Origin of the sequence: Paraburkholderia strydomiana (assembly GCF_031456815.1) — a bacterium.
In the GTDB taxonomy this organism is placed as follows: Bacteria; Pseudomonadota; Gammaproteobacteria; order Burkholderiales; family Burkholderiaceae; genus Paraburkholderia; species Paraburkholderia caledonica.
The window spans coordinates 16219-27102 of record NZ_JAVDVL010000027.1 but is presented as its reverse complement, the minus strand read 5'-3'; the positions used below and the strand labels follow the sequence as shown (position 1 = coordinate 27102).

Here is a 10884-nt window from a genome sequence, read left to right as displayed (position 1 = left end):
TCGCTTCCTGCCTGGTGTTAGTCAAAAACACAGCCTTATGCCTACCCGTAATTTTAAGTGGGAGACTGTGTCCGGTGTTTCAGGGGGCTGCTCCATACGCGTTCCAATGACCCGCAAATGCTCGCTCTAAATCTGCCATTCTTCCGTTATCGAATTTCAAGTCGTTTGGTAGACCCATTCCAGTTGCAAATTCATAAGTCTGTAACCCCACTGGACGAGCGAGTCGGCGCGCGATATTCGTCAATATAAGATTTTCCATCGCATCAAGCTCTGGCTTAAGCACGGTCTCCGGTATTCCTGAGGTGAGCACGAGGCGCCTGAGATAAGCAAGATAGCCAATGCGTGACTTGGTCCATGCCCACCGTCCGTCTTCTTCCAGACGTTCAACCGGAAACATCCCCGATTGGCAGCCTGTATCGATGTCTAAGCTGCATGTCGCAGTCACCTTCGACTTCTGATATCTGCCGTTCGGAAGCAGGATCTCGACGGGCACGGGCTCTTGGGGGTCGTGCGTTCTACACAGTGCACCCCGTCCATCGTCTTCATTTAGAGCGCCTCGGACATACTGGCGCTCCAATTCTCGGTAGACGATGGCACGCTCATCGGTGCTAGGCAAACCGCCAACGTCCGCGTTGCCTGCTGCCGGAAAAAGAAGCGCGGCGATGACAAGCGCACCGATATGCGCTTGGCAGTTGCGCCGTAATCCTGTGTCACGCGGATCCATGTCTGTTCCATCGCTCAGTGTTGCAAACCTACCCAATTCTAGTCACGACTCCGCATCGCACGAAGGGCAATATGCTCAATGTACCCGCCGATCCGGCCAGTTGTCCTCCGTCTACATAACCGACAACATGCTCACATATCAGTACTTGGCCAGCGTAAATGTATGCCAGAGATAATATTGCCGATTGGATGATCGCTAATACCACGGTAGATCGACTTTCATCAGACGAAGCTGCAAGAACCTACTTAAATCCTACGAATTCCAATTAGATCTGCTAAAGCCACGTCGACTTTAGGGGTGTATTGGAGCTCGCCGAATCCACACCGATACTTGCCATCCGAAGAGGGCAATTCTTTTTCCGAACCTTGGTCGTGAATATAAATTTCTCGTCAAAAATAGGTGCGCCATCATCGGCTACCGGGGTTTTTATATCGCCTACATCTAATGTTCTAACACAATCATTAAATGATCCATCGAAACACACCAAACCATCGAACGGCGCTTGAGCATCCTTTTCTGCGCCCAACAAGGCACACCCCCCATAAGAAGGAGGCTGTAGCCGCTGGCGACCATGAGGCTGATTCGCGCAATGAATCTAAGATGGCGTACTGGCATTTTTTCGAGTCTCGGTGGTCCCATCAAACGATGATGGTCTCGCTCGAAGTTGATGCTCGTCTTTCGCTAGCGAATTGGCAACAACTGCATTCGCCAAAGGCCGATTTTGACCGACCTTCGACTGCGCATACCGTGTCGATTGGTAACATCCGCGATTGATGTCGGACGGCCGAAAGTGGCCGATCCCGGTCTGACATAGTGACCTCAGCGTGTTCGCACCGTTTCTTGCTGCGTAAGACGGCCCCCGACCCACAACTGCCCTTCGATCCGCTCCGCCCATTCGGCGGCCTCCTCCGCTGATCCGCCACTCCAACGTCTGTACTGTAATGCCGACAGACCGGTCGAGAATAGCCGTCATGCCGACGGTCTCTAGGGAAACGTGCCACGCCACAGCCACGCTTCGCGAAACGGCTTCTTTTCGACCGAAAATTTTGGCTTCTGTTAGTACCTAATTAGTTGAAGACCAGACTTAATAGACGTCAATAACCTGTGTTTTGGCGGTATTTGCATCAGGCGCTGTGATTGACTTCAATAGCACCTACCAACCTCCCCCTTTTTATGGGGTAAAAAAGATGGCGGATACAGGTCAGAATAGTGAAGATTCAACACAAGGCTTTCTTAAAGTCGCTAATCAATACAAGGAGTTCATTTTATAGATAGTGGCGCTAGTAAGTGCAGTGTTTTTCGTTAGGGACTATTTTGCAACAAAGCAAGAGGTACGCGTCCTCCAATGTCAGGCACAAAACGGCCTTGCTCTCGTCGAAAGTCGAGTTCAGTCTGAATCCCTAAAGAAAAACATTTTATCTCTTCAGCATGATATTGACGACCTCGTTGAAAAAAAGAAAAAGCTGACCGGGCAGGCGGCTAAATCAGCGGTCGATGCAATCGCTGCACTAAATTTTGATTTGAAAAATGCGACCTCTGACCTGAATGACGAGCGTGCGTCTCAGAGCAAAGCAATTGAAAATCTTAAGCCTGGTGTCTGCGAAAATGAGGTAGTCAAAAAATGAAATTTTTACTATTTCTTGTAATTTTATTAGAAAGTCAACGTTGTCTGAGCCTGGAAATTGATCTCGGCACTGCACCCAGCGTGGGCTGTAGCAAGCTGCAATTTGAAAATGGAGATCAAGACACCATCCCAATGAGAAGCTGGGGTAGCTCTCCTACTAGCCTTAAGCTGCTAGTCGAATCAAATCTCGACAACACACAACCTGATTTACTTCGCTTTTGTGCTGAAAGCACCCGCGACGAAATCGGCCCGCTGATAATAGCCGAGGATCCAGTATCGGCGACCCCTGTATTTCAAGAAAAATTTCAACGGTGTGTTCTAGCTCAGCGCCCGCGAATCTCTATTGAGTTGTATGGGCTTGTATTGCGAACAAGTGGTCCGTGTGGACAAGGAAGCAAAGGTCAGAAATATCTGAAATAGACAAATCAGTTTCGGACATGAAATGCAGTCTCACAGAGAATCCATGTCTGCACTATGAAAGTGGCAATTACGCGTCGTGGCTGTCCCTATGAACATCAGTTCGGTTCACCGTCCGGTCACGGGGAGGAAGGCCACGCCTGAATGTCCGTTCGACGATATCTTTGAACGGCGGCTTGTGGCCGATTCAAGGCAGTGTCACCCGTGATTTGCTCGCTGCAAAGCGGCTGGTGAGCAAGGGCCTAGGAGATCGGGCATAGGAACTGGACGACGACTTCGAACGGCGGCTCATGGCCGACTTCGGAATGCCGCGACGTTCGACGCGGCGCGCGCCTGCTGGTCGCAGAGCGTTAGGTCATCGGGTCCGGGGCGCTCGCCCGGCAGGCGAGCTTCTCTTCCAGCTGGTTCTTCACGTCCGGCCACTCCGTATCAATGATGCTGAATCGCACCGAATTGCGTTTGCGGCCGTCCGGCATGATCCGCTCATGGCGCACAATACCTTCCTGCTTTGCGCCGATCCGCAAGATCGCCGCCCGCGATTTCTCGTTCAACTCATCGGTGGTGAACTGCACCCGGACAGTCTGCATTACTTCGAATGCATGCTTCAACATGAGGTATTTCGCCTCCGTGTTTGCCGCTGTTCGTTGAGCGGACTGGCTCAGCCAGGTATGGCCGATCTCAAGCTTCCTATTGGCGCTGTCTATCTTCCAAAAGCGCGTGCTGCCAACGATGCGTGCGCTATCACGAGCGATGACCACGAATGGGATGACGTGACCTTCCTCATACCCGCGCAACGCCGAAGCGATGTATCCATCGATAGTCGACCGTCCCGGCACAACAGTAACGTTCAAGTTTCAAAGCTGGCCGTCAGCAGCGGCATCGATCAGAGCGGGCGCGTCTGCGGGTTCGAGAATGCGAAGTTGAACAGTGTTGCCAGAAAAGGTCAGTCGAGCTGCGTCGTTCATAACCGTTAGGAAAGTTTTGAGTCGGCGTTGCGTTTCAAGGTGCCCCCTCCTTTCGATGCAAGCGTTCGCACGCCGGCGAGAGCAGCAGAATAGCGATTGTCAGCGATCCTGCGCCAGCCGTCGACCGTCCGCTCGTGGGCCGGTCCCTGCCCGATGCGGTCGATAGAAATCGACCCCGAAGCGGACATCGCTCGCAGCTAAATGCAGGCACATTAGGACGGTTCTCGAAAAAGCGAAAACGCGCAGATTGATCTGCGCGCTTCGATGCATTGCAACTACAGAATACCTACGGTCTAAAGCATGGACGTCAACAGTGCCCTATAGAATTCAACCCCGGTGATTTACGAACCGAAGTAAATCGGCTTCATCCCGCCGTTTGCATCCGGACGAATTGAACCCTGGATTTTGTGGCCCAAGCGAGAAACATCGTGACGGAACGAACGCAGATGCTGATGGGTTCCCGACAGAGAATTGACCGGTGCGGCCACCTCGTTCGATTGAGCGAAAGACGATACAGCCGGAATAGCGAGAGCAGCGGCCACAACGAGCGATTGAACAAGTTTCATGATCCTTACCTCCAGGGCTTGATTTTCCGCAAACACCCGTTTGCGATTCAGTGCTTTTAGTTTAGGCCGGAGGCGGCTTGTGATTAAGCTCTTGCGGAACAATTGAGAGTTGCCGGAATAGGTACAAACCCTAGGTATTTCAAAGGTCCTCGGCGACAACGACCCGAAGGCCGCCGCTTGCCGGCGCAGGTGTCGACGACCAGCTTCAGTCCCGGCGCCCCTCAGACGTCCGGGCGACGGCGGGGGCGAACGACTCTTCATGGCCCGCAAACCGACGGTCGCGGGGTGCCCGCAGATTCGACACGGCCCAACGAGTGAGCAGCAATCGCTGTCCATTTAGTGTCGTAGTCAACGCCGCCAGCTGTCACGGCCCCGTCAACGTCGCGGTCCGTATTTGACATAAATTAAATTATCAACGGAATGGATGTGACGGCTATTTAGTAATGTCCGGTTTGAGCTAGATAGAAATGTCCGGTTTGGGATTTTCCGTGTCGCATCCTGCGGGTGTCTGCGCACGATGGAGCCCGTGATGAACGAACCCGGACTGGTCACGATCAGCATGAACGAGCTACGACGTATCAAGGTTATCGAATCGGTCGTTGAAGGACGTCTGAGCGGTGTGCGCGCAGCTGACCAGCTGGGACTGAGTCAGCGTCAGGTGTTGCGTCTGAAGCGCCGCTTCGAGGCTTCCGGGGCTGCCGGTCTGGTTTCGGGCAGACGTGGCCAGCCGAGCAACCGGCAGTTTTCGATGAACCTGCGGGCGCGGGTAATCGCCATCGTCCGGGAGCGCTATGCCGATTTCGGGCCGACGCTGGCGCGCGAGAAGCTCGACGAGTGTCACGGCATCCGGTTGGCGAAGGAAACGGTGCGGCAATGGATGTACGACGCCGGACTATGGGTGCCACGGGCGCAGCGGCCGCCGAAGGTCTTCCAGCCGCGCAACCGTCGGGCGTGTTATGGCGAACTGATCCAGATTGACGGCAGCGATCATCGCTGGTTCGAGCAGCGGGCGCCGGCGTGCACGCTGCTGGTATTCATCGACGACGCAACCGGGCGCCTGATGGCGCTGCACTTTACGGCCACCGAATCGACCTTCAGCTATTTCGAGGCGCTTGGCAAGTATCTGAAGGCGCATGGCAAGCCTGTCGCGTTCTACAGTGACAAGGCCAGCGTGTTCTACGTGAAGGACCGCTCGGCGACGGCGGGCAAAGGCGTCACGCAGTTCGGGCGTGCCCTGTACGAACTCAATATCGAGACGTTCTGCGCGAATTCGAGCCAGGCCAAGGGGCGCGTGGAGCGCGCGAACCAGACGCTGCAGGACCGGCTGGTGAAGGAACTGCGGTTGCGCGGCATCAGCACATGGGAGGCCGCCAATGCGTATGCGCCCTCCTTCGTCGCGGACTTTAACCGGCGTTTTGCCAGGGCGGCCGCGAGCGATCACAACGCTCATCGGCCGATCCGCGATGACGAGGACCTGCGGCAGATTCTGGCCTATCGCGTGCCGCGCAAGGTCACGAATGCGCTGACGGTGCAGTATGACCGGGTGATGTATTTGCTGCAGGACACGGTAGCCAACCGCAGCCTGGTCCACCAGTACGTGGAGGTCGTCGAGTATCCCGACGGAAGGATCGAGATTCAGGCTGACGGCAACGTGTTGCCGTACACGGAATACGACCGCATTGCCAGGATCGACCAGGGCGCCGAGATCGACAACAAGCGCCTCTCGCATGCGCTTGCCGTGGCCCGCTCGATACAGGAGATACGTGACGATCGACGCGCGGCGGGCTCACCGTCGCGCACGCACTGTGGCGAAGCAGTCCGGGCGAAGAAAGCACTGCTTGGGCTGAAGAAACAGCGTGCGATCGAGGTTGCTGACCTGAACCAGGCCATTCTCGGAATAAGCGCCAAAGAAACGGGGGACGGGGGGCGGCTGCGCCGCCCCAAACCAGAACCATAAAAGGAAACAGGACCAACACCACGCTGAAACCGGACATTTCTATCTAGCCGGAAACCGGACATCTCAACAAAGCCTCGACAAACGGTGTGAGTCCCAAGTTCAGATGTCGCGTTTCCGCTAGATTGAAATGTCGTGTTTGCGGGTTCAGGCTTTAGCGTTTTCTATCGGACCGCCAAGCAAAAACCCATGCGCTCGACATTAAGGCCTATGCGATCTATGCAGCATAGGTCGGTCAGAAGCTTTCGCTAACCGCCCCCCCGGCGCAGTAGATTCCTTTTTCACTAGCGACCCTCCGCTGCTTCTGGCTGCGTAGACCTCCTGCACGACGACGGCCGAGTTAGATGCCCGAGAAGTGCTTCGGAGCTAAACTATGAATGCTGTGCACATCTGATGCCACTGCATCGTCCCCCTCGCTCCCCTCTCATGGCCTCGACGTGGCGCAGATTGTCTTCAGCGTGAAGATAAATGCCGGCCGGCTGGATCGATGCGTGGTGTATGTTTTTCTGGATGAAGCGCAGGTCGGTGCCTGCCTCGTGCTGATGTTTGTTAAGCGGAACTGCGGCGCGACCAAAGTGTCGATGCGCCACGCAGTGTTTCAGCGCCAGCCGCGTCGCCCGCTTAACGCATGTCGGCGCCACGTTGCAACACTTCCTTCACGATCAGGTAGACCGCCGCTGGCGTGAGATGTCTGCACTGGTCGACGTACGCCTCCCCTCGCTCCCTTGACCCGCTGCGAGTCTCCAATACGCCCCAATGAGCGGGACAGTCGCCGCTCCGCTCAAGCCGGATGGCCGTCCTGCCGTTATAGATTCTCGAGACTACCTGCATGAATCAAGTGATGCGGAAAGCCGAATCATTGCCCGGAGATAAGATCAGGATCAAGGACGCACCCCCCTGGTGGTGGATGCTTGCCCTCGTCATCTCGTGCATCGTCCCGCCAGTCGGTCTATGTATGCTGCTGGTACGATACCGGCAGGTAGTCACGGTGCCGGATGCGCCGGTACAACTCAGGGCACACGATGCACAATCAGAGGAAGCCGATCACATTTCCAGGCGTCGGAAGAGTGCGGGTATCCACAGTGGGGGCACTGTCGGTCTTGCACTATCGGGTGGGGGCATTCGGGCAGCCTGCTTCAGCCTAGGCGTCCTGCGCTGGCTGGAACACAGCGAAAAGATGCGGGAGATCGACTATCTTTCCAGCGTTTCCGGGGGCGGCTACGCGGCCACTAGCTATCTGTACGGCCAGGATGTACAGGATGGCACGAGGGAGCGGGTGTCGCGTGCAGAAGCTGCGCGCGAGCGGCTCCTTCGATCAGAAGGCTATCTGGAAACCGGCCTTGGACGACTACTGACGATGTCACTGGCTTTCCTGGCTTCAGCGATCGTATCTCTGTCTCCGCTCCTGCTGGCCGAGCAGGGCCTGTTCATCATGAGCTACGATTCGCCGGGCCGCCGCGCCTCGCACTATGATGGATGGATCCTGCTTGTCGTATTTCTCAGCGTGACCCTGTTTTGTGCGGGCTGGGCGTGGAGGCAGTACAGAAAAGACCAGAACGATGTCATGCTGTATAGCGCACCTGTTTGCCCGATTGAATTGTTCGCAAAGCCCTGCCCGGGCTTTTGCACAAGCAACCCGTCCCGGGCATACTTTGGCTCAATAGGAAGGCAAGCACTTCGGCACAAGACCGCCCCCCGGAGACTCGATGCGTCTGGATTTGCAATCGCTGAAACTGTTCGTCGCTGTCTGCGAGCACGGCAGCATTGCCCGCGCGGCAGAAGCAGAGAACATTGCGCCCTCGGCTCTGAGCAAGCGCATGTCGCATCTCGAGGACGCACTCAAGACCGCCCTCTTCGTGCGCAGCAACAAAGGGCTTGAGTTGACAGCCGCAGCCGCGGCCTTGCTGCAGCATGCGCGCGTGGTCCTGCGCGACATCTGCCAGATGGAAAGCGAGTTGCTCGATCATGCGGAAGGGGTGCGCGGTCAGATAAGACTGAACGCCAGCCTCTCCACCATCGTCCAGTACATTGCCGACGACATCCGCGACTTCCTTGCACTGCACCCGGGCCTGCGCATCGACCTGCAGGAGAGTCTGAGCCCCGCCGTAGTCCGGGCCGTGGCCGAAAACGCCGCGGATATCGGCGTCTTCGGCGGCACGACCGTGACCACGGGCTTACAGGTCTATCCGTACCGCAGCGACCGGCTGGTCGTCATCATGCCGCCTGATCATCCGCTGAGCCATGCCGACCGGGTCACATTCCGCGACGTGGCCAGGTATCCGCTAGTGGGCCCTCAACCGGGCAGCTATTTGAATTCACTGGTACTACGCGCGGCAGCCGACCTGGACCACCCGCTCAAACTGTCGATCCGCGTCAACGGCTTCGAGCCGGTGCGCAGCATGGTGGAAGCACGCCTCGGCATCGGGTTGGTCCCTGAGCATCATGCAGAGCGTTACGTCAGTTCAGGGCCGTTAGTGGCCGTGCGACTGGACGAACCGTGGGCCGAGCGGCATTGGAAGATCTGCGTACGCGAAGCCGAGACGCTTCCCGCGCCGCTCCAGCTTTTTCTGAAACACCTGCTCGAAAGCCAGAACGCACAGCCGGCGCCCGATCGTCACGAATAGGCGAGTTTCAGGCCGGCCTGCGGCCAGGGCAGTGAGCCGAGGCGCCCTGTACCCGACAGCGTCACGTAGGCCGTCTTCATGTCGGCGCCGCCGAAACAGATATTGGTCACCATGCCATCCGGCACCATGACCTGCCGCAGCACCTCGCCGGTCGGCGCAACGACGGTGATGCAGCCGGTGACCAGCGTGGCCACACAGATATTGCCTTGCGCATCCACTGCCAGGCTGTCAAAGCGCTGGTAGCCCGGCAAGCCGCATACAAGACGCCCGCCGTGCGGCGACGGATAAGGGTGCTTGCGCGCCCGGCCCGGTACGTCAAGGTCGAACGCCCACAGGCGCGCCGTCTCCGTTTCGGCCACATAGACCACGCTGTCGTCCGGCGACAGGCCTACGCCGTTCGCGGTGGTGAGCGGATAGGCCACTTCCACGATCATCGATCCGTCTGCCCGACCGTAATAGAGACCGGCGTGATCTCGGTCGCGCAGCCGGTTTTTGCCGAAGTCGGTGAAATAGAAGCCGCCGTCATGATCAAACACGATATCGTTGGGACCGCTCAGCGCAAAGTCGCCGCAACGGTCGTACAGTGTTGTGAGCGCGCCTGTCTTCGGTTCGAAGCGCTCGATCCGACCGCTGGTGTAGGCGGGGTGTATGCCCGGTCTAGTGCGGTTCAACCCAGCGACGGTGCGGAACAAAAAGCCGCCGTTGTTGCAGACATACAGTGCCCCGTCCGGCCCTAACGCCAATCCGTTGGGGCCCCCGCCCACTTGCGCCAGCACGTCGACCGTTCCGTCGGCTGCTACGCGGCTGATGGTCTCGCGCTCGATTTCCACCAGCACGATCGAGCCATCGGGCATCGCCACCGGCCCTTCCGGAAATTTCAGGCCCTCGGCCAGGATGCGAATGCCGCTCTCCATCGTCGGTCCCCTTTTTTTCGATTCAGTGCTTGTCGGCATTTTCGACGAAGCGATTGTCGTAAGTGGCCTTGAGGTCGATCGATGCTTTGCCGATCTCAGGATCGAACGCCGCCAGCACATCGTGCACCGTGTGAGCGGCGGCGTCCGTCATCAGGCCATCACGCGAGATACAGCGCTGCATGTTCGCGTAGGCTCGCGCGAACACATCCTTGTCGGCCAGCGCGTATTGCGGCGGCACGGCCGCAGCAACCTGCTCGGGCGTGGCGTGCGCCATCCAGCGCTCGGCCGCGAGAATTGCATTCGTCACCGCCTGCACGGTATTGGGGTATCGGGTTGCGAAGTCCCTCGTCGTATAGATAGATGCTTCTGGATAGTCGCCGCCGAGCGTGGCGCGCGTACCGGCCGGATCGCGCATGACGGCCAGCGTGAACAGATCGCCGCTGTCCTGCAGCACGGTTGCGACCGGGTCGTTGCTCATCAGCGCGTCGATCTGGCCGCTGCGCGCAGCGGCAATCGCGCCGGCCGACGAGCCCACCCCGATGATCGACACGTCGCCCGGCTTCAGGCCAGACCTGCTCAACAGGTAATTCACGCCCATGTGAAAGCTGGAACCGGGCGAGCTCACGCCGATGCGCATGCCCTTGAGGTCCGCATACGTTCTGACCTTGCCATGGCTCGCGCGCGTCGCGCCAAACACCCAGCCAGGGCACGATGCTAGCGTGACGAAAGATACCAGGTGCTGTCCCTTCGCCGCCATGGTGATAGTGTTGGAATAAGCACCCGCCACGATGTCGGCGCTGCCGCCCAGCATCGCCTGCAACGCTTTCGCCCCGCCGCTGAAGACACCGATCTGGACATCGAGTCCGGCCTGTTTGAAATATCCGCGGCTTTGCGCAATCACAAATGGCAGATATGGAAAACCCACGCCCGCCGCGGCCAGGTCGATGCTGCTCTTCTCGGGCGCCGGGCCGGCAACGGCGGCCAACGGTTGCGCGATCACCAGGGCCGCGCACGTGGCCAGTAGCGGCAAGATCAGACGCCCGAGTGTTCTCACGATGATATGTCTCCTGTCCTTGTTTGCGACTACGTCCCACTG

8 protein-coding genes and 2 pseudogenes are annotated in these 10884 nt (G+C 57.8%); 5 read left to right on the top strand and 5 right to left on the bottom strand.

Going from position 1 to position 10884, the window contains the following annotated elements:
• Nucleotides 1-79: 79 nt before the first annotated feature.
• Nucleotides 80-724 (bottom strand): hypothetical protein, encoded by a 645-nt coding sequence (locus J2W46_RS33615; RefSeq protein ID WP_310360220.1) that lies wholly within the window; start codon nt 722-724, stop codon nt 80-82.
• A 1292-nt stretch (nt 725-2016) separates the two neighbouring features.
• Here J2W46_RS33615 and J2W46_RS33610 point away from each other — a divergent pair.
• Both J2W46_RS33610 and J2W46_RS33605 read left to right on the top strand, forming a co-directional pair.
• A complete protein-coding gene (locus J2W46_RS33610; protein WP_310360217.1) occupies nt 2017-2349 on the top strand; it encodes a hypothetical protein in 333 nt (110 codons plus the stop codon).
• Complete coding sequence (locus tag J2W46_RS33605) at nt 2346-2768, top strand: hypothetical protein (RefSeq protein WP_310360215.1); 423 nt, start codon at nt 2346-2348, stop codon at nt 2766-2768. Before J2W46_RS33610 ends, J2W46_RS33605 begins: the two co-directional genes overlap by 4 nt.
• 347 nt (nt 2769-3115) lie before the next feature.
• Here J2W46_RS33605 and J2W46_RS33600 read toward each other — a convergent pair.
• Together J2W46_RS33600 and J2W46_RS33595 are read right to left on the bottom strand one after the other, a co-directional pair.
• Nucleotides 3116-3730 (bottom strand): annotated as a pseudogene (locus J2W46_RS33600) (GNAT family N-acetyltransferase).
• 341 nt (nt 3731-4071) lie between these two features.
• Nucleotides 4072-4296 (bottom strand): hypothetical protein, encoded by a 225-nt coding sequence (locus tag J2W46_RS33595; protein WP_310360213.1) that lies wholly within the window; start codon nt 4294-4296, stop codon nt 4072-4074.
• A 553-nt stretch (nt 4297-4849) separates the two neighbouring features.
• Between J2W46_RS33595 and J2W46_RS33590 the strand changes: the two genes are divergently transcribed.
• The 3 genes and pseudogenes from J2W46_RS33590 (at nt 4850) to J2W46_RS33580 (ending at nt 8874) form a co-directional block, all read left to right on the top strand.
• Entirely contained in the window at nt 4850-6253 is a 1404-nt protein-coding gene (locus J2W46_RS33590) for an ISNCY family transposase (protein ID WP_310360224.1), read from the top strand.
• Nucleotides 6254-7079: 826 nt separating this feature from the next.
• Nucleotides 7080-7550, top strand: a pseudogene (locus J2W46_RS33585) (patatin-like phospholipase family protein); the annotation flags it as partial.
• Nucleotides 7551-7956: 406 nt separating this feature from the next.
• Nucleotides 7957-8874, top strand: coding sequence for a LysR family transcriptional regulator (locus J2W46_RS33580; protein ID WP_310360211.1), 918 nt, complete (start codon nt 7957-7959; stop codon nt 8872-8874).
• Here J2W46_RS33580 and J2W46_RS33575 read toward each other — a convergent pair.
• The gene (locus J2W46_RS33575; RefSeq protein ID WP_310360205.1) at nt 8865-9788 is read right to left on the bottom strand and encodes an SMP-30/gluconolactonase/LRE family protein; all 924 of its coding nucleotides are present in this window, start codon (nt 9786-9788) and stop codon (nt 8865-8867) included. The genes J2W46_RS33580 and J2W46_RS33575 overlap by 10 nt on opposite strands.
• Before the next feature lie 22 nt (nt 9789-9810).
• Nucleotides 9811-10842 carry an ABC transporter substrate-binding protein gene (locus tag J2W46_RS33570; RefSeq protein ID WP_310360201.1) on the bottom strand — a complete coding sequence of 344 codons (1032 nt, stop codon included), beginning with the start codon at nt 10840-10842 and terminating at the stop codon, nt 9811-9813.
• Nucleotides 10843-10884 lie beyond the last annotated feature (42 nt).